This is a genomic window from Chryseobacterium daecheongense, assembly GCF_003729955.1.
In the GTDB taxonomy this organism is placed as follows: Bacteria; Bacteroidota; Bacteroidia; order Flavobacteriales; family Weeksellaceae; genus Chryseobacterium; species Chryseobacterium daecheongense.
Window position 1 is genome coordinate 492,218 of sequence record NZ_RJTX01000002.1, and the last position, 19,791, is coordinate 512,008.

A 19,791-nucleotide genomic window follows, 5' to 3' on the forward strand; every position below is an offset into this window, starting at 1 on the left:
TAAAACTAATATATGAAAAAAATAGCTCTTTTCATTGTGCTGCTGTTTTCTGTTTTCCATTATTCACAAACCGGAAACAGCTTTCATGATACCAAAGGAAATATAGAGGTTAATAGCGGTGGTCAGGTATCGTTTACCTTGCCTATACCTTTACCGCCCGGAGTAAAAGACGTAGCTCCACAAATAAATTTAAATTATATTTCCGGCTCTGGAAACGGTGTTGCCGGCTATGGTTGGAATATCGGAGGGATAACGGGGATATCAAGGGTAAGCAAGAATATAGAAAAAGATAATGAAGTTAGGGGAATTCAAAATGACCTTACAGATTTATACACTTTCAATGGACAAAGATTAATTTTAAAGTCAGGTGTATATGGTCAGGATGGTGCAGAATATGTAACAGAAAAATATTCAAACCTCAAAATTAAATCCTATGGAAGTATTACGGGGAAACCTTGGAGCGGTCCATTATATTGGGAGGTCAACTTCGAAGACGGTTCACAGGCATGGTACGGTTCATTACCCAATTTACCGGGAGCTTCAACAGATTTACAATATAACATTGTAAAATGGAAGGACGTGAAAGGTAATTATATCTCGTATGAATATGACCAGGACAAAATTACAAATGATAATGTTACTTTAATAAAAACGATAAAATGGGGTGGAAATGAAAATATAAATAAACCGCATTTCAATACCATAAATTTTGATTATATAGATAGAAGCCAAAAGGAAACAGCTTATCATCAAGGAATACTCCATGTTCAAAGAAGTATTCTAAAATCGGTAACCGTGCTTACCAATCAGCAGCAATTTAAGAAGTTTGTAATTGATTATCTTGACATTGGAACAAGCTATCAGTTCCTCAATAAAATTACGGAGTATAATTCCGAGAATGAGGCGGCAAATCCTATTACTGTTTTGTATACAGCTAATCAGACAGGTTCAGAGGAAACTTCATACTCTTATAATATCACAAATTTTAACACAAGAAAGTATGGTGATTTCAATCTTGACGGAATTGCCGATTTTATTGAATTCGTATCACCGGGTGTAATTAATTTCAGACATTCGGTATATGCAAATACTGGGACTGTTTCTCTGCAATATGACTCCTCCAAATTTTCAGCAAATGATTTTAAAAATGCTGTTCCTGTTACTTTTAAGAAAAATAACTATGTCCCCAATAAAGGTGGTCTCGTTATACCTGTTCCAAAAGCAACAAGCGTAGCTTTTAAAAAAGATTACGAATTTCGGGTATATTCTGTGAATCTTCAGAATAACACTTTAGAATTTGAGTATTCAAAAACTATAGAATATGATTCTTATACGCCTCTGCCGTTTTTGGATGATGAACTGGATTTTTGTAATACTCCTTCAATTGTTCTTAGAGAAGCTGTAAGTTACGATTTTAATGGAGATGGAATTTCAGAGTTGCTTATGAAATTCCAGTCCAGCAGGATCTGTGGATCAGGAGGATTAGATCCAGGTACCGGTTTTGGCACTGTTTCTAGAACTCCGTCTGGTGATTTGCCAAATTTGGAACCTGTTGAGTTAACAGATCCTGAAGGTTCTTATACATATACTCCGGCACCGGGTACAGACAGTTCAAATACGGAATACGGCTATATTGAACAACAGCCTGAACCTGAAAATATACTTCCGGGTCAAACCTTTAAAATCGATTATTCGTATGTTTTGGTTGATTTGGATCAAAACATACCTGTTCCTCAAAGTGTGTATAATTTTGAAATGGGTACAGGAGCAGGGAACTCTCTTAAGTTTGCCGATTTTAACGGAGATGGGATACAGGAAGTTATTATTCAGACAAATTCCACTTTTAGTAAAGTCCTCAATATAAAAAGAGATTTAGCGCTTAACTATTCCACTAATTCCGTTGGGAATTTTGCCGGGCAAAATTTTGTAGGAACCGTTTATACGGGAATGCTTTTTGGAGATTTCAATGGTGATTCTAAAACAGATATTTTGGTGCCTCAGGCTAACAAATCTTATAATTGGGATTTGTATGTTTCAAACGGAAAAAACTTCATTAAATCTTACATCAATAATTTCATCTTTTATCAGGCTGAAGCGGATGTATTAACTAATAATATACATAATACCTTCTATGAAAGTGGTTGTAGCTATGGACTGGTAAGAATGTTCCAATATCAGACCAGTGATATTGATGCAGATGGGAAATCAGACATTCTTGTGTCAAACGTATTGTTTCAAGATCATGAATGGAATGCTCACAGAGATCAGGAATGGACAAATGTAAGTGTGGCAGTTTATTCTACCAATAAATTAACAGGTGCTATAAATCAAAGTATCGTATATAATCCTACTTTCAGTCCTTTTCCCGGGGTAAATATTCCACAAACCTTTAATGTAGACAACAGTAGCCCTATCCAAACTAATAGTGATATTAATTTTTTCCGAACAAAGTATTGGCTAAAATCCTATGCAGAAAAGGTTATTCCATTTAGTACATTAACTTTAAACAGAACCAACCAGCAAATTATACTGACAGGTAAACCGACAGATTGCCAAGGGGCTGAATGTGATCAAAATTATGTACTTCACTATAATTATACATTTTTACCGAGACTATCAAGGATCGGACAGATTCAGCAAGGTGGAGTTACTACCAATATTGAATATAGAGAAATATGGACTCTTCCGGATAGTTCTTTTTATAAGCCTGTTCAAACAGAGCCATATCCATTTATAGAGCTTGAAAAAGTACCACTTTCATCAGTTGTTTATCAACTTACACAATTCTTTCCGAACGGATTTTTGACTCAGGATTTTAGATATAGAGGTATTCTTTCTAACTTCCATGGTAGAGGTATCATTGGTTTTAGACAATTTGCCAAATCTTCCTGGTATGCTTCAGGTTATGGTAATACCAAAATTTGGTCTGGTACTGAATTTAATCCGCTCAATGAATCTGTTCCAATTAAGGAATGGACGATTAAAACAGAAGATGAAAATAAAATTTTCCCAGCTAATTTATCAGAAACCAATACGGAACTATTAAGTTACAAATCATTTACTTATCAAATAGATAAATTGCTTAATGGACAAGTTGTAACTACCGTTCCAGATGTTGATAAGCCAAAGATTGTCACAGCTTCCCTTATCAAATCATCAAGATTAAAAGACTTTTTAACAGGGACTCTAACAATGAATACGGTAGAATATGGTGAATATTATTTGCCTAGCCAATCCGTTTCCAATGTAAATAATGGATATGGAGTCTCCACTACTAATCATGAATATTATAATAATCCATCGGGCACAGGACCAGATTATTATATTGGGCGAATAAAAGCTAAGAGCAGCATTACCCAGGCTTATAGTGACACAAAATCAGATAAAGAGGAATTTACTTACGAAAGTAATCTCATTAAAACTTCCAAGAAATGGAACAGGAATAATACCGGTTACATACAGGAAACGTATTCTTATGATGATTTTGGAAATGTCAATCAAAAAGTTGTTTCCAATAGTATAGATTCACAAACTTCAACAACACAGGCAGAATATGATCCTAAAGGAAGGTTTATTATAAAAAAGACTGATAATTTAGGGCTGCAAACTAATTTTATTTATAATAATTTAGGGCAGATACTTACTCAAACAGATCCTTTAAACAATACGGTAACAACAATCTACGATGGTTGGGGGAAAATTCTGAGTGTAACATCGAATTTATCAGGAACTACTAACTATACGTATGAAAAACTTTCTTCCAATGCCGGGACCAAAGTAAAAGAAACGACACCGGATGGCAATGAAAATATTACCTATACCAATGTAATTGGGCAGAAATATAAGTCAACAACAAAAGCTTTCGGCCAGGGAAAATATGTTTCTGCGGAAATAAAGTATGATCCTATGGGAAGGAAAATATCAGAAAGTGAACCATACTATGAAGGGCAAAGTGCAACCCAATGGAACACAATGTCGTACGATGATACTTTTTTCCCGGCAAAAGTTACGGCAACATCATTCAAGGGTAAAAAAACAGAAACTTCGGTTACCGGTTTAACAACTGTCATAAAGGAGGTTAATGGATACTCAAGGACTAGCTCAAAAATTAGTGATGCATTGGGGAATATTACCTCATCTACGGATGCAGGTGGATCTATTCAATTTAATTACAATGCCGCAAGCGAACAGATTAAAGCTACTTATAACGGAAATGTTGTCACAACAAAATTTGACTTATGGGGAAGAAAGTCTGAATTTGATGATCCTTCCAATGGAAAATACAAATACGAGTATGATGGTTTAGGGAAACTGAAAAAAGTTACCAGTCCGAAGGGTATTAAACAGTATGTGTATAATAGCTTGGGACAGCTTATTACTCAAACTGAAAACTCATCAGACGGAGTGAGTACCAATAAAACCATCAGTTTTGCATATGATGGTCTTGGAAGAAATATTTCGGTTACCGGAAATGCAAATGGAAAGCCATACAGTTCAACGGTGGAATATGATACTTATGGAAGACTAAAACTAAAGGTAGAAGAAAATAATGGTAAGACATATACTCAAAATAACTTTGTTTATGATGATAAGTCGAGACTAAAATCATATAAGAGAACCATTTCATCATCTGGAATAAATACATCTGTAGATATTGAGAATACATATCATCCTTGGAATGGGGAGTTCTATCAGGTGAAAAATAAAACCAATAACTCGATATTATGGGAGTTGCAAGGTACAAACGCCAGAGGACAGGAACTTCAGTCGATTTTAGGAGCTTCAACTATTACCAATGGTTATGATAGTAATGGATTTTTAAACAGTATTAATCATTCGTCTACAGCAAAACCAAATATTCTTCAAATAACTTATTCATTTGATGCTATAAAAAATGAACTTAGCAGTAGGACAACAGGTGGAGATTTTAATATCCTGGAAAACTTTGCGTATGATAATAATAATCGTTTGATAAACTGGACCAACCCTAGAACAGGTATAAACTCCGGAAATACTTATGATGCTAAAGGTAGAATTACATATAATGATCAGGTTGGACAGATAAAATATGAAAACAGCGGTAAGGTTTATCAGCCAAGCAGCATTGATCTTAACCAGGCCGGAGTAGGAAATTATGCAAATGATGTAGTACAGCAAGTATACTATAATGAAAATAATGATCCTATTTATATTGACGGTGTAAAAGGAGATGTGGCTTTCCAGTACGGATTAACCTCTATGAGACAAAGAGTGACTTATGGCGGTAATTTTAATGCCAATCAGAACGGAAGGTTTACCAAGTTCTATAATGAAGACGGAAGTATGGAGATTACCAGAGATAATGTGACTGGTTTAGAGAAACATATTTTATATATTGGAGGTTCGCCATATGACAGTAATATTATTTATGTAAAAAATTATAATGAAACTTCGGGATCATATAAATTCTTGCATAAAGATTATTTAGGAAGTATTTTAGCCATAAGTGATGAAGCAGGTAATAAATTAGAACAAAGACATTTTGATGCTTGGGGAAATTTTACCCACCTGCAGTTAGCAAATGGAGCAATAGTAACAGATAAGGCATTGATTAATGGAGCTAATTTATTATTGGATCGTGGTTATACAAGTCATGAGCATTTCTTGGAAGTAGGGATTATTCATATGAACGGAAGATTGTATGATCCTCTGTTGAGAAGGTTCCTGAATGCAGATGAAAATATACAAGACCCATATAACACCCAAAATTATAATAAGTATGGGTATGTAATGAATAATCCGCTTTTATTTAATGATCCGAGTGGAGAGTATATTTTTGGAATCACGGAAGGTTTTGTGGCTGCTATTGTAATTGGAGCGATGGTTGGTACAGCAAGTTATATTTTGAATACAATCATTACAGGTCAGAAGTTTACATTACTAGGATACTTTAAAGCTGAATTTTTTGGAGCTCTTTCCGGTGCAGTAACGTATGGGATTGGAAGTGTATTTACCACAACGGCAGGTGCCGCAACACAGTTTGCCGCCAACATCGGAAAAGTGGGTTCTGCATTTCTGCAGGCAACAGCCCATGGGGTTGCGCAGGGTACTTTATCATTAATGCAGGGAGCCGATTTATCGGCGGCAGGTATGGCAGCCATAACAGGTTTTGTAACCAGTGGGGTAATGAGTGGAATTACTGAGATTGCGCCATCTGTCACTAAATCGTTAGGAGCATCCATGGCAATCGGTGGTGTTGTTGGAGGTGTTTCTTCCGAACTAGCAGGAGGGAACTTCTGGCAGGGAGCTGTTGTGGGAGCTATAGTTTCTGGGTTAAATCACTCGCTGCATAGTTCATTCCAAAAGAAAGAGTTCACTATTAATGGAAAAACCTATGATTATCAAGGGCTACAGGAATATTATGCTACGGTTATAGGTGAAGCTTCGAATAATATTTCTGAAGCTCAGGGAATTGGAGAAGTAATTTTGAATAGATTGGATCATAAGAAAGCGGATTTGACAGGAGGGTTCATTAAAAAAATTGGTGGTGCAGGTCAATATGATGCTATTGGTGGAACAATTTATAATAAGATAATGGATATGAAATTTTCTGATTTGCTGCATATGAGATCAGATCATATTTATTATTCTAGATATTTGGGAGCTTCTTCAGCATTATCTAATTGGTGGCATTTAAAACCAGGTATAACAAATGGAGCATATATTTGGAATGCAACATGGCAAAAAAATCAAAGTGATATAGGTTTTAATTGGAGAGCATATAATCGTGGAGCTTATGTAATTACAGCTGAGATAGGACAAACAACTTTCTTTAAATACGCAGATCCTAATAAAAAATGGCCATAAAAAAAATCATCTTAATAGCTTTTGCCTATTTATTTATATATAGTTGCAAAGTGAAGTCTAACGAATTTAAATTTTACACTAAATTTGACGAGATAGGCAGAAGATCAACATTATTCTTAACTAAAAATGATATAATTATTGATAGTATTAAGAATATAGGAAGTTATTATGGTAAAGATAGTATTGTTAAGAGAAATAATAATCACTGGGAATATTTTTATAATGGAAGATGTGGAACAGGCTGTTCGGTTGTTTATTATATGAACCTTTCTCCAATTGATGATAAAATCAAAGTGAAGCTCAATATTTTATACAAATACAAAGAAGTTCACTATGGAAATCAAATGATTAAAGAGTATAGTCCACATTTTTCTTCCAGTAGAAACTATATTACAAAGGTAATTGTAGAAAACGGGATTCAAAAACAGAAAATTGAAAATGAAATTAAATATGACAAAAAGAATCATATTTATTATAATGAAGTTTTTGAGTTTAATAGATTGAATTATAAGGGTATTAAAATAGATTCTCTTAAATACATATTATTTAAAGAAAATGAATGGAAATTCTATGATTCAGATATAAAAAAAATAAATGATTTAAAATGATAGTTCCCGCCAATCGGCGGGAACTATTGTTTTAGATATTATTGAAACAAAAATCTTCTTCAGACAATTGTTGGATATCAAGGATGTAGATGCATATAAAGGGCAAGCAGGAAATGTAATGTTTAATAAAGTGGTTCTAGAGGCTGCTTTGCAGATCCATTCCGTTGAAGCCAGACATGCTTCACAGGTACAGAGAGAGAGCCAATAAAGGTTGGATAGAACTCGCAAACGGGGCTGTAATACTTTTGGAGCAGCAGCTGGCTCTGCAGCTTTTGATGAGATCCTGACTGGTAATGATGCCAGTACAATCCACAACTGAGTAATCTTCGAGTAAATGTTACTTTAGGTTCAACAAATATAGATAAAGCTTATAGATTTAATTTTAATGTTAACATAAGAAAGACTAATGCAATTAGACCATGATAAAAATATTTAGATTACATTTATTACTGACTGTTTTTTATTTAACTGTCAGAGTAAAAAAGAAAACGATTGTACTTCTTTAAAAAATGAAAGTCAGCTATTATATGGATAAGTTGTCTCAGGAAAAACAGAGTATTGTTCTTTTAAAGTCCAAAAATATAAATGTTACAATCCCAAAACATTTCAAGCGTATTTTCAAACAATTTTATTGATGATTTGGTTCGGTTGAGCCAAATTAAACAAGAATTATTGAATCCATTTTTCTTCAGAAATGTTTAATAACCTCATTTTTTTATACAATTTTGTCCTAATCTATTTTTGTTTCCGGATACGGCTCAAAGTTTCTTTTGTAATTCCCAGATACGATGCAATAAGATGCTGCGGAAATCTTTGCAAAAATAAAGGATGAGTCTTAAAAAGATTATTGTAACGCTCAACTGCAGGAAGGCTTATCGCATTATTGATGCGGTTTTGCATTGCTATGCCGTGATTCATATCCAATCGTTTTGTCAGTTCGTTTAGAGCCGGAACTTTTGTCATTTCTTTGATACCTTCTTGTGAAATCATCAATATTTCAGTATCCTCACAAGCTTCAATATTATAAATAGTCGCTTTTGAACCCAACAGACTTTCACGGTCTGCAACCCACCAGTTTTCCAGATAAAGATTGATGACATTTTCTTTGCCTAAGTCGTCCACAGAATATTGTTTCATTGAACCGTTAATGATAAAACCACAGTATTTGCAGATTTCTCCCTGCTTCAGAAAAAACTGTTTTCTGCCAATTTTTTTATAAACAAATAACTCTCTTATAAATTCTTTGTCTTCAGAAGTTAATGTTGAAGAGCTGTGTGCTTCGATATAATTGAAAAGAATAAAAAAACTGTCTTGATTGATATTCATGTGAGATGCTAAGCTAATTTCTTGATTTACGAATTTAATGAAAATAATTTGGGCACTAAAAATGATTGTTAAAATTGTTAAACCAAATATCAAAATCAAATGTTGAATTATTTCGCCACAATATATTTATTATCAAATATCAACAGTTTCCGGTCGACGGACCCAATAAATTTGCAGTATAAATAACATTTAAAATATTATACAATGGCAACAAAATGGAACCTGGACCCGACACACAGTGAATTAACTTTCAAAGTAAGACATATGATGATCTCTAATGTCAAAGGAAATTTCACAAATTTTGATGTACAGCTCGAAGCGGAAGATGATACTTTTGCAAAAGTAAAAACATTGGCAACCATCCAGGCAGATTCTATCTCTACGTACAATACAGATAGAGACAATCACCTGAAATCTGCTGACTTTTTTAACGTGGGAGTTTATCCTACAATCACTTTCGAAGCCTCTGCGCTGAGTGACGATGTGACGGGAAATCTTACCATCAATGGAATTACGAAACCAGTTATTCTTGATGTAGATTTCAATGGAATCAAAACAGACCCTTACGGAAATACCAGAGCAGGGTTTTCGTTCGAAGGAAAAATCAACAGAAAAGATTTCGGACTTACTTGGCATGCCGCACTAGAAGGTGGAGGAGTAATGGTAAGCGATGAAGTGAAATTGGCTGGTGAATTACAGTTTGTAAAACAGCAATAAGAAAGATGATTTGCGAACAACAAAAAAGCCTTTGAGATTTCAAAGGCTTTTGTTCTCTGTATAAGTGACATCAGATGGGACTACGGTGAGGGAATTCGAAATTTTCTGGGAACTTTTCTGTTCAGAAATGTAGAAAACCGATATTTTGCAACAGGATATGCTTCAGTCATTGCTAAAAAAATGTTGATTTTATCAGTGAGAATATCCTAAAACACTATCTAATTTATTCTCCCTTGTTTCGGAACACGCCCCGCTGAATATCACTCATGACAAGATTATGATGAACGCAAGGAAACAGATTAGTTATTCCAATTTATCCATTAAGGAAATTGGCTACGAACTGGTTATGACAACATCCAGACTTTCAGTAGGTTTTTTAAAAGTAAGAAAGGCGTTTTTCCGATTTAATTGGTATTTCTAAGTTTTCATTGTTATCAAATGTCAACAATTTCTGAAGAAGGCTAAGCATAATTTTGCGTTATAAACAATATAAAAAACATCACAATGCGAAAATCTCTTTCTAAAGAAGTCTTTAATCAGCTTTTTACGGAGGCAAGGTCTCATCATCATTGGACGAAGAAACCGGTAAGGGACGAAGATTTGAAATCCCTTTACGAAATCATAAAATACGGACCAACCAGCGGTAATCTCCAGCCCGCCCGAATTGTATTTGTAAGAAGCGAGGAAGGTAAAAGAAAATTATATCCGGCTCTGGAAGGTATGGGAAGTAATTTAGGGCAGGTGCAATCGGCACCTGTAACAGCAATCATCGCACAGGACCCACTGTTTTGGAAAGAAGCTCCACGACTTTTTCCCCGTATGGATGTTAAAGGAATGTTTGAAAATGATGTAGCTTTTGCAGAGTCTATCGCATACAGAAGTAGTTCTTTAACGGGTGCTTATCTGATGATTGCAGCTCGTGGAATGGGACTTGATGTTTGTCCGATGTCGGGCTTTCACAATGATATTATTGATGAAACGTTTTTTAAAGAGAATTCTTGGAAAACAAACTTTATCTGCACGATTGGATATGGTGATGATTCAAGATTGTATTCACGTGACCCAAGACTGACATTCGATAAAGCTTGTCGTTTCGAGTAATATTTAAAACTTTAGATTTTCAAGGATATTCTGAATTTATTGAAAATAAAATTATTCGGAACGAATAATTAAGAACAAAATATCAAAAAAATTATGTGTATTGAGTCGCTAAAAAAATAAAATGGCGCCAACTGTCTTCAGTTGGCGCCATTTTTCATTTGTACCCATAACCGAAGAGGTATCGAAACATTTGGTGGGAGACTTGGAAAGAATTTCACAAATTTTAGTAAAATTATAATCCTGTCTTGTGAGCTCTACAGGACTCTACTCAAATCATTTATTAGAAGAAATTCCGACCAAGGAAGAAATTGTCTTTTCACCGAATTTTAAATAACTGATAATCCACTACTGTTGCTTACTTTAGTATTAATAATACTGATTTAAAGATGAGCGTCATCGACAAATAACATCTAATCTGTTTAAGTTAAAATACAATGACCTAATAATTTAATATTTAAAAATTCTGATGCACTTTTTTAAACTCTGAGTAATTTTTAAGTATTCAAGTGGGGGGTAAAATTCCCTGATGGGTGATTATATGCTAATATTATGGCAGATGCATTGGATAATAGGGCTACTTGCATATTTTTGTTTTCAACCACTTCTCCACCTTTTTTTGCAAAACCTAGCCAGGCTTAGTTAAATATTTTTTTCAAAAGAAAAACTGGAAAAAGAAAGCAGATATGAAGTGTTACAAAGAATAAAAATTGAAAGGAAACGGAATATTGGAGGGTACCTTTAGGGAGGATACCGTTTATGCCGTAATCTTTTGGTGGTGCAAGCGTTGGCTAGCAACAATACCTTAGCTGCCTTTTCACCGGTTCAATATTGAAAGGTTCATTATAATACTGAATATTGTTCATAAATTTGTACAGGATAAACATGTATAAGAATTTTTTGAACCTTTGATTGTCACATTAATGCGGTAATGGTTAGAAGAAAAAAGCGTATATGGTTAATTATATTTATATTTGAGAATGAATATTTATGAAATATTAGATCCGGAATTCAAGAAGGAAATTGCCGAGAGTCGAGATTTAAAATTATTCCCTGCGGGTACCGTCATTTTAGATATTGGTTCCTATGTAAACTACATTCCCCTTGTCATGTCAGGGAGTGTTAAAGTGGTACGTACTGAGGAAGACGGAAGAGAGATTCTCTTATATTATCTCACTCCTGGCGAAAGCTGTATCTCATCCATACTTTCAGGGTTAACACAGGATACCTCTAAAGTTAGGGCTGTGGTAGAGGAAGATGCGGAAATTCTGATGCTTTCTCTGGCTAAAGCCAAGGAATGGCTTACAAAATATCCGGAATGGTCTACTTTTGTCTTTGAACTTTACCACAAAAGATTTGAAGATCTTGTTACGATGGTCAATTCGATTGCTTTCCAAAAAGTAGACGTAAGGATTCTCTATTTATTAAATCAAAAATCCCAGTTATACAAGTCCAAAGAACTTAATGTAACTCATCAGCAACTGGCTGATGAACTCGGAATTACGCGTGAAGCGGTGAGCCGTGTTCTCAAACAGATTGAGACCGAAGGCAAAATACAACTTTCGCGAAATAAAATTACACTATTGTAACTTACATCACTGACTGGCTTTTTTTCTTAGCATAGATTTGCATTGTTAATTAAAAAATAATAAAAATGTTAGATGCAATAAAAAACCTTTTCGGAATGGATAAAACCGATTATGCAGATCTTGTAAAACAAGGTGCAGTGATTGTAGATGTGAGAAGTGAAAGCGAATATACGGGCGGACACATTAAGAATTCCCTTAATATTCCTGTAGATCAGCTGGAGAAAAACCTCTCAAAGCTAAGTAAAGATAAGACCATTATCACTTGTTGTGCTTCAGGAATGAGAAGCGCTTCGGCTAAAAGTATTCTTCAGAATAATGGTTACAAGAATGTACACAATGGCGGTGAATGGATGATTTTAAACACTAAAATCTAAAAACAATGGAATCACATTATTATACCGTAGATGTTAAATGGACAAATGATCGTAAAGGCGAGATGTCTTCTCCTGAGCTTATCCAAAATATAGAAGTAGCAACACCTCCTCAATTTCCGAAAGGAGTGGAAGGGATATGGTCTCCGGAACATTTATTTACAGCAGCAGTAAGCAGCTGCCTGATGACCACATTTCTGGCCATAGCCGAAAACTCAAAACTTGAATTTTCCAATTTTGAATGCAAATCTAGGGGAAAACTCGAGCAGGTGGAAGGTAAATTCCTGATGACCGAAGTGATTCTGGAACCTATTGTGACGATTAAAAACGAATCCGAAAAAGAGAAGGCAGAAAAAGTTCTTCAGAAATCCGAGGCCAATTGTTTGATCTCCAATTCTGTGAAATCAAAAGTAACGATGATCCCGCAAATAAAATTGATGTAGTGTTTATTTCCATAGTTTATATTATTACCGCCCTTACAGGCGGTTTTTTTATTTTAAAGAAAATCCCTTATGTGATGAAGGTCACTGTACAACAGAATTTATACATCTAATTTTGCTTTAAAATTAGAGAAATGAGAAAAATAGCCATACTTATTTTATTATTGACAACCTATTCAGAAGTTTTTTCACAAGAAATTATTCCTATTTCCAAAGCGGATCTGGAAAATAAACTTATCAACAATAATCTTCAGGTAAAAATGGCAAAAAAGGAGGCTGAACTTGCTAAAGCCGAACTTTTGGGAACCAGAGCAATGTACCTGCCGAATGTGAGTGCATCATATACCTTTTCCAATACCAATAATCCATTATATGCATTTGGTTCAAAGCTCAATCAGGAAAGAATAACGATGATGGATTTCAATCCTGATCATCTGAATAGCCCTAAAAGCATCTCCAATTTTGCGACAAAAATAGAAGTTCAGCAGCCGATCATCAATATGGATGCAGTGTATCAGAAAAAAGCAGGACAGGTAAAAGCAGATGTCCTTACTATCAAAACAGAAAGAACCAAAGAGTATGTTCAGTTTGAGCTGAAGAAATCGTATATGATGCTTCAGCTGGCTTACAAAATGCTGGAAACACTGGAAAATGCAAAGCAAACGACCCTTGCGAACAAGAAAGTTATTGACAATTATTATAAAAACGGTATGATCCAGAAATCTGAAGTTTTGTATATGGATGTCCGAATCAGTGAGATAGAAAGTCAAATTCAAATGGCAAAATCCAACATCAGAAATGCTTCTGATTACGTATACTTTCTTTTGGATGAAAACTCAGAAAATAAAATTTTGAAACCCGTGGAAACTCTGGAATACACGGAAAATATTCTAAATTCTGAAACCAAGCTCAACCAGAACCGTAAGGATTTGCTGGCTTACAACAAATCGCTTGAAGCTTACGATTGGTTGATAAAATCATCAAAAGCAAAATTTCTTCCCAAGCTCAATGCGTTTGGAAGTTTTGAAATGTATGACAATAAAGTGGCACAGTTCAATGCCAACGGATATTTGGCAGGAATCCAGCTTTCCTGGAATGTCTTTGACGGACTCAAATCAAAAAGCGAACAGGAAAAATACAAAGCAGAACGTTCCAAAGTACAGGTGGAAATTGAGCAGTATTCCAAACAAAGCCAATTGGAGCTGACTAAAGCCAGTCGACAGGTTGAAGATGCCATATCTAAGGTAAATTTTACGAAACAAGCCTGGGAACAGAGTCAGGAAGCCTACAGGATCCGAAAAAACCGCTATAATCAAGGCTTGGAAAAATCTGCCGATCTTCTTTCTGCAGAGACGCTAATGTCACAAAAAGAACTGGAGTATCAGCAGGCTGTTTTTGAATACAGCGTAGCCTGGGAATATCAGAAGTTTTTAGAAAAATAGTTATTGCAAGGAAATATAAAAAATTTAATAATGAAAACATACCTTTATTCAACTTTGATCTTGAGTGCGTTTCTGATGGGAAGCTGTTCTTCAAATGAAAAAAAATCCGCCGAGAATTCTGATGCGCCAATTATAGTCTCAGTAAACCGAACGACAGCTAGCTTTGCAGACCCTTATGCCACAGCTAGCGGAAAACTGGTTGCCAAAAACTCAGTCAATGTTTCTACCCGAATGATGGGATATATCACATCCATGAAGGCAGAAGTCGGACAAAACGTAAGAGCAGGGCAACTTTTGGTAAGCATTAATGCCACTGATATTCAGGCAAAAGGCGGGCAGGCAAATGCTCAAATTTCCCAAGCTCAGGCCAATTACAACATTGCCAAAAAAGATTACGAAAGATTCCAGAATTTGTATAAATCCCAAAGTGCCTCCCAAAAAGAGCTTGACGATATGAGAGCCCGTTACGAAATGGCACAGGCAGGATTGCAGGCTGCACAACAGATGAAAAACGAAGTCAATGCGCAATACCGTTATACAAATGTAATGGCTCCTATTTCAGGAACTATTACGGCAAAATTTGTAGAGCAAGGCGATATGGCAAGTCCGGGAATGCCTTTACTAACAATAGAATCGCCATCATCTTTGCAAGCTCAAGTTCTGGTTTCTGAACAGAATATTACCCAGATCAATAACGGAATGTCCGTTCAGGTTACTTTGAAATCTTTGAATAAAACCGTTTCCGGAACGGTTTCCGAAATCAGCAAATCAGCGGCTAACACAGGTGGACAATATATGGTGAAAGTTAATATTCACAACGCTTCGAATTTACTTCCCGGGATGTTCGTGAATGTACAGTTTCCTATTAAATCCTCAGCAAAAATCACCCAGAACTTTGAGGAAAGTATAATGGTACCTAAAACAGCCTTAGTAGAAAATGGCCAGCTCACAGGTGTTTATGTGGTAAGTTCACAAAATACGGCAGTCTTAAGATGGCTGAAGACAGGAAAAACAATTGGAGATCAGATTGAAATCTTGTCAGGTTTAAACCCTAAGGAAAAGTACATTGTTTCTTCCACGGGGAAATTGTATAACGGTGCAAAAGTGCAGATTAAATAATCTAACAGTCTAATAATTTACCAATGTAGCAATGATAGTATCATGCAATAAGAATTGTTACACTGCTTCATTGTTACATTTAAAAATATTTTTTTATGGAAAAAGGATTCGCAGGACGTATCGCCGAATTTTTCATCAATTCAAAACTAACCATTTTGTTAATGATTGGTTTGATGATTATCGGAGTATACAGTTCGACACTAATACCAAGAGAAGAAGAACCACAGATCATCATTCCGATGGCGGATGTCATGGTGGGGTATCCCGGAGCAAGCCCGAAAGAGGTTGAAAGTCGTGTAGTAAAACCCCTGGAAAAGGTTATTTCCAATATCAAAGGGGTAGAGCACATTCACTCGATGGCAATGAATGGACAGGCCATGATTATCGTTCAGTTTTATGTGGGAGAAGATACGGAACGCTCCTATGTCAAGCTTTATGATGAGCTGATGAAGAACAAAAATATCTTTCCAAAAGGCGTAATGGAACCAATAGTGAAAACACGTTCTATTGATGATGTTCCGATGCTTGGACTGACTTTGTGGAGTGATAATGCTAATTACAATGATTTTCAGCTTCGTCAGATCGGTGAGGAATTGTCTTCGGAAATCAAAAAAATAAAAGATGTCTCTCTCACCAAAACTATTGGAGGTAGAAACCGTCAGCTGCAGGTCATTTTAGATAAAGATAAAATGGCTGAACTAAATGTAGATGCCCTTTCTGTAATGCAGATGATTCAGGCCAATAATGGAAGTTCCCAATCAGGAAAATTTGATTCAGGCGATTCAGAATATCTTTTAACGACAGGTCAGTTTCTCAACTCTGCGGAAGATGTGGAAAATCTCGTTATTGGGACCTCACAGAATATGCCGGTGTACCTTAAACAGGTTGCTACTATCAAAGATGGTGCTTCAGATCCTGCCAATTATGTAAGTTTCGGATATGGAAATTCGGTAGAAAACGGTAAAAAATTCAAATCGGAGTATCCGGCAGTTACGGTGTCTGTCTCCAAAGTAAAAGGGGCAGATGCGATGAAAATCTCTGAGCAGATTCTTCTCAAGGTAGATGAGCTAAAGAAAAATCTCATACCGAATGATGTACACGTAGAAGTCACCAGAAATTACGGAGAAACAGCCTCCCACAAAGTTTCTGAATTATTGATGCACCTTGGCATTGCGATTTTGGCGGTAACTGTTCTGGTAATGCTGGCAATGGGCTGGAGAGGCGGTTTGGTGGTTTTTTTCTCCGTTCCGCTGACATTTGCTTTAACTTTATTCAGCTATTATATTTTAGGATATACACTGAACAGGATTACCCTGTTTGCATTAGTTTTTGTGGTCGGAATTGTGGTGGATGATAGCATTATCATTGCTGAAAATATGCATAGGCATTTTCATATGAAGAAACTGCCGTTCAAACAAGCGGCAATTTATGCCATTAATGAGGTGGGAAATCCTACGATTTTGGCTACTTTCACAGTGATTGCTGCGATTTTACCAATGGCTTTTGTAAGCGGAATGATGGGACCTTATATGTCGCCAATGCCAATCGGGGCTTCTATTGCAATGCTGCTTTCGCTTTTCGTGGCACTAACGGTTACACCATATCTAGGCTATCATTTATTAAAGGTGAAAGATGAGCAACATCATAATGAAGAGCAAGGCCTTGAAACCAACAGAATTTATAAAATTTATAAAAAAATTGAGCAACCACTTTTAGATTCTAAATCAAAAAGATGGACGATGATGGTGATTACGGTTGTTTTGCTGCTGATTTCCATAGCAGCGTTCTTTACAAAATGGGTTGCGGTAAAAATGCTTCCTTTTGATAATAAAAACGAAATTCAGGTGGTGATTGATATGCCGGAAGGAACAACCCTGGAAAGAACTTCAGCAGTTACGCAGGATATTGCACAATATCTTAAAACTGTTCCCGAGGTTGTAAACTATCAGAACTACGTTGGTTCTTCGGCTCCGATTACATTCAATGGTTTGGTTCGTCATTATGATATACGTGGAAATAGCAATACAGCAGACATTCAGGTCAATCTTTTGCATAAGGAAGACCGTGATGCGCAAAGTCACGATATTGCTAAAAAAATGCGTCCTGAAATTCAGAAAATAGCCGCAAAATATGAAGCCAATGTAAAAGTAGTGGAAGTTCCGCCGGGACCGCCTGTTCTTTCCACCATTGTAGCGGAAATCTATGGACCTGATTATGAAGGTCAAATAAAAGTGGCGAAACAGGTTGAAGATATTTTAAAGAAAACAGATGATGTTGTTGATATTGACTGGATGGTAGAAGCACCTCAGAAAGAATTTAAACTCGTTCCGGATAAAGAGAAGGCAATGCTGAACGGAGTTGCTCCGCAACACATTGTAGGTAATATGACGTATCTGATGGGACAATATCCTATTGGAAACCTTTACGATGAAAAATCCAATGATCCCGTAGATATTGTAATGAAACTGAAAAATGCTGATAAATCGAATATCCAGGATATTACAGGATTTAAAATCAAAGGACAAATGGGGATGGTACCGGCGAGTGACCTTGTAAGGGTGGAAGAAAAAGAATTGGATAAAACGATTTACAGGAAAGATCAAAAAAGAGTAGTGTATGTTCTTGCCGATATGGCGGGAAAACTGGAAAGTCCGGCTTATGCCATTCTCGGAATGGACGAAAAGCTTAAAAAAATCCAGCTTCCAAAGGGCTATTCAATGAATGAGCTATATATGAATCAACCGGAAGATGAAAGTAATTATACGGTGAAATGGGATGGAGAATGGCAGATTACTTTAGAAGTTTTCCGTGATTTAGGGACTGCTTTTGCGGTTGTGATTATCATCATCTATATGTTGATTGTCGGTTGGTTTCAGAATTTCAAAACACCAATCGTGATGATGGTTGCCATTCCTCTTTCACTCATTGGAATTGTCTTAGGACACTGGCTTTTAGGTGCATTCTTCACTGCAACATCTTTTATCGGAATGATCGCTCTGGCAGGTGTCATGGTAAGAAACTCCGTTCTTTTAATTGATTTTATCGAAATTCGCCTCAAGGAAGGGATTCCTATGAAGCAGGCTATCATCGAAGCTGGAGCAGTGAGAACAACACCTATTTTACTGACTACAGGAGCGGTAGTAATAGGAGCGGTAATCATTCTCTTTGATCCGATTTTCCAGGGACTGGCTATTTCACTAGTGTTTGGTGCGATTGTTTCTACCTTGCTTACACTGGTTGTCGTGCCACTGGTTTACTATGCTACCGAAAAGAAAAAATGGGAGAAAAAAACCGAATCTGACGACAAGTTTTTTGAAGTATAAAACCATTAAACCTCATAGATTTTTAAAACCTATAAGGTTTCCAACAATTAAAAATTTATCTTATGAAATTATTATTAATCACCGCAATAGAGGAATTTGAAGCAGATGTCATCAATATCCTGAAGCATTCGGGAGTGAAATCTTTTTCCTATCAATCTGTAAAAGGTTTTAAAAACAATAAAAACGAAATGAGCAATTGGTTCAGAACAAATGATATTGCGGTAAATTCCCTGCTTTTCACTGTTTTTTCCGATTGCAATTGCATTGACGATATTTATAAAAGTGTAAACGAATTTAATCAAAAGCAGAAAACCGTTTCCCAGATTCATATGGCAACGATAAATTTAGAAAATGAAAATTTTAAGTAGAAAGAGATTCGTATCGCTTATCGGAGCTTTTACAGGAGGAGTTGCAGGTTATCAGTATTATTACTTCATTGGCTGCAGTACAGGAAGCTGTGCAATCACTTCCCGTCCTTTCAGCAGTATTATTTATGGAGCAATAATGGGTTATCTGCTTATATCCGCTTTTGGAAAAGATAAAAATATTAATTGATTAATTAAAAACAACAGAATATTATGCAAACAAGAATAGTACACGCAGTAGCAGGAACCCTCATTTTAGTGAGTTTATTATTAGGAATTTATGTCAATCAGAATTGGTTTTGGCTTACAGGATTTGTGGGAGTCAATATGTGGATTCATGCCTTGACCGATTGGTGTTTGATGTATATGATTCTCAATAAGCTGGGAGTGAAAAAAGATGGCGGAAGTTGTTCCGTGTAAATTTTTTTGAAATTGTAAACCCTTTCATTATCTTAATGGAAGGGTTTATTTTACTGTTTCAAGTTATATGAACAACATATATTTTTTTACTGAAAACTTCGCCTACATCATCATTTAGCCAAGATTA

General features: G+C 35.8%; 16 protein-coding genes. 14 read left to right on the forward strand and 2 right to left on the reverse strand.

Going from position 1 to position 19,791, the window contains the following annotated elements; genetic code table 11:
• Positions 1 to 12: 12 nt before the first annotated feature.
• From EGI05_RS10765 to EGI05_RS18100, 3 genes are all read left to right on the forward strand, one after another.
• On the forward strand, positions 13 to 6,846 hold the full coding sequence (locus tag EGI05_RS10765) for an RHS repeat-associated core domain-containing protein (protein WP_123263048.1): 6,834 nt from the start codon (positions 13 to 15) through the stop codon (positions 6,844 to 6,846).
• 50 nt (positions 6,847 to 6,896) lie between these two features.
• On the forward strand, positions 6,897 to 7,454 hold the full coding sequence (locus EGI05_RS10770) for a hypothetical protein (protein ID WP_134197430.1): 558 nt from the start codon (positions 6,897 to 6,899) through the stop codon (positions 7,452 to 7,454).
• A 67-nt stretch (positions 7,455 to 7,521) separates the two neighbouring features.
• A complete protein-coding gene (locus EGI05_RS18100) occupies positions 7,522 to 7,662 on the forward strand; it encodes a ferritin-like domain-containing protein (protein ID WP_228428593.1) in 141 nt (46 codons plus the stop codon).
• 527 nt (positions 7,663 to 8,189) lie between these two features.
• On the opposite strand, the gene EGI05_RS10780 is transcribed toward EGI05_RS18100, so the two are convergent.
• Positions 8,190 to 8,780, reverse strand: coding sequence for a Crp/Fnr family transcriptional regulator (locus EGI05_RS10780; protein ID WP_123263050.1), 591 nt, complete (start codon positions 8,778 to 8,780; stop codon positions 8,190 to 8,192).
• A gap of 204 nt (positions 8,781 to 8,984) precedes the next feature.
• Between EGI05_RS10780 and EGI05_RS10785 the strand changes: the two genes are divergently transcribed.
• The gene (locus tag EGI05_RS10785) at positions 8,985 to 9,497 is read left to right on the forward strand and encodes a YceI family protein (RefSeq protein WP_123263051.1); all 513 of its coding nucleotides are present in this window, start codon (positions 8,985 to 8,987) and stop codon (positions 9,495 to 9,497) included.
• A 504-nt stretch (positions 9,498 to 10,001) separates the two neighbouring features.
• Positions 10,002 to 10,598, forward strand: a complete 597-nt coding sequence (locus EGI05_RS10790; protein ID WP_123263052.1) for a malonic semialdehyde reductase — start codon at positions 10,002 to 10,004, stop codon at positions 10,596 to 10,598.
• Positions 10,599 to 11,092: 494 nt separating this feature from the next.
• Here EGI05_RS10790 and EGI05_RS18215 read toward each other — a convergent pair whose 3' ends face one another.
• Positions 11,093 to 11,182, reverse strand: coding sequence for a JAB domain-containing protein (locus tag EGI05_RS18215; protein ID WP_123263053.1), 90 nt, complete (start codon positions 11,180 to 11,182; stop codon positions 11,093 to 11,095).
• A 393-nt stretch (positions 11,183 to 11,575) separates the two neighbouring features.
• Here EGI05_RS18215 and EGI05_RS10800 point away from each other — a divergent pair, with 393 nt between their 5' ends.
• From EGI05_RS10800 to EGI05_RS10840, 9 genes are all read left to right on the forward strand, one after another.
• The gene (locus tag EGI05_RS10800; protein WP_123263054.1) at positions 11,576 to 12,184 is read left to right on the forward strand and encodes a Crp/Fnr family transcriptional regulator; all 609 of its coding nucleotides are present in this window, start codon (positions 11,576 to 11,578) and stop codon (positions 12,182 to 12,184) included.
• Positions 12,185 to 12,249: 65 nt separating this feature from the next.
• Positions 12,250 to 12,558, forward strand: a complete 309-nt coding sequence (locus EGI05_RS10805) for a rhodanese-like domain-containing protein (protein ID WP_123263055.1) — start codon at positions 12,250 to 12,252, stop codon at positions 12,556 to 12,558.
• 5 nt (positions 12,559 to 12,563) lie between these two features.
• Positions 12,564 to 12,998: an OsmC family protein gene (locus tag EGI05_RS10810; RefSeq protein ID WP_123263056.1), complete on the forward strand. Its 435-nt coding sequence runs from the start codon at positions 12,564 to 12,566 to the stop codon at positions 12,996 to 12,998.
• A gap of 131 nt (positions 12,999 to 13,129) precedes the next feature.
• Positions 13,130 to 14,437, forward strand: coding sequence for a TolC family protein (locus tag EGI05_RS10815; RefSeq protein ID WP_123263057.1), 1,308 nt, complete (start codon positions 13,130 to 13,132; stop codon positions 14,435 to 14,437).
• 30 nt (positions 14,438 to 14,467) lie between these two features.
• Positions 14,468 to 15,556, forward strand: a complete 1,089-nt coding sequence (locus tag EGI05_RS10820) for an efflux RND transporter periplasmic adaptor subunit (RefSeq protein ID WP_123263058.1) — start codon at positions 14,468 to 14,470, stop codon at positions 15,554 to 15,556.
• A 95-nt stretch (positions 15,557 to 15,651) separates the two neighbouring features.
• Positions 15,652 to 18,879: an efflux RND transporter permease subunit gene (locus tag EGI05_RS10825; protein ID WP_123263059.1), complete on the forward strand. Its 3,228-nt coding sequence runs from the start codon at positions 15,652 to 15,654 to the stop codon at positions 18,877 to 18,879.
• 62 nt (positions 18,880 to 18,941) lie between these two features.
• The gene (locus tag EGI05_RS10830) at positions 18,942 to 19,247 is read left to right on the forward strand and encodes a hypothetical protein (RefSeq protein ID WP_123263060.1); all 306 of its coding nucleotides are present in this window, start codon (positions 18,942 to 18,944) and stop codon (positions 19,245 to 19,247) included.
• Complete coding sequence (locus EGI05_RS10835; protein ID WP_123263061.1) at positions 19,231 to 19,434, forward strand: DUF6132 family protein; 204 nt, start codon at positions 19,231 to 19,233, stop codon at positions 19,432 to 19,434. The genes EGI05_RS10830 and EGI05_RS10835 overlap by 17 nt, the downstream gene beginning before the upstream one ends.
• Before the next feature lie 23 nt (positions 19,435 to 19,457).
• Complete coding sequence (locus EGI05_RS10840; RefSeq protein ID WP_123263062.1) at positions 19,458 to 19,664, forward strand: YgaP family membrane protein; 207 nt, start codon at positions 19,458 to 19,460, stop codon at positions 19,662 to 19,664.
• Positions 19,665 to 19,791 lie beyond the last annotated feature (127 nt).

Coding starts and splice junctions, on each gene's coding strand:
- EGI05_RS10820 (WP_123263058.1), top strand. CDS start 14,468: ATGAAAACATACCTTTATTCAACTTTGATCTTGAGTGCGTTTCTGATG.
- EGI05_RS10805 (WP_123263055.1), top strand. CDS start 12,250: ATGTTAGATGCAATAAAAAACCTTTTCGGAATGGATAAAACCGATTAT.
- EGI05_RS10810 (WP_123263056.1), top strand. CDS start 12,564: ATGGAATCACATTATTATACCGTAGATGTTAAATGGACAAATGATCGT.
- EGI05_RS10785 (WP_123263051.1), top strand. CDS start 8,985: ATGGCAACAAAATGGAACCTGGACCCGACACACAGTGAATTAACTTTC.
- EGI05_RS10815 (WP_123263057.1), top strand. CDS start 13,130: ATGAGAAAAATAGCCATACTTATTTTATTATTGACAACCTATTCAGAA.
- EGI05_RS10790 (WP_123263052.1), top strand. CDS start 10,002: ATGCGAAAATCTCTTTCTAAAGAAGTCTTTAATCAGCTTTTTACGGAG.
- EGI05_RS10840 (WP_123263062.1), top strand. CDS start 19,458: ATGCAAACAAGAATAGTACACGCAGTAGCAGGAACCCTCATTTTAGTG.
- EGI05_RS10825 (WP_123263059.1), top strand. CDS start 15,652: ATGGAAAAAGGATTCGCAGGACGTATCGCCGAATTTTTCATCAATTCA.
- EGI05_RS10800 (WP_123263054.1), top strand. CDS start 11,576: ATGAATATTTATGAAATATTAGATCCGGAATTCAAGAAGGAAATTGCC.
- EGI05_RS10835 (WP_123263061.1), top strand. CDS start 19,231: ATGAAAATTTTAAGTAGAAAGAGATTCGTATCGCTTATCGGAGCTTTT.
- EGI05_RS18215 (WP_123263053.1), bottom strand. CDS start 11,182: ATGCAAGTAGCCCTATTATCCAATGCATCTGCCATAATATTAGCATAT.
- EGI05_RS10780 (WP_123263050.1), bottom strand. CDS start 8,780: ATGAATATCAATCAAGACAGTTTTTTTATTCTTTTCAATTATATCGAA.
- EGI05_RS10765 (WP_123263048.1), top strand. CDS start 13: ATGAAAAAAATAGCTCTTTTCATTGTGCTGCTGTTTTCTGTTTTCCAT.
- EGI05_RS10830 (WP_123263060.1), top strand. CDS start 18,942: ATGAAATTATTATTAATCACCGCAATAGAGGAATTTGAAGCAGATGTC.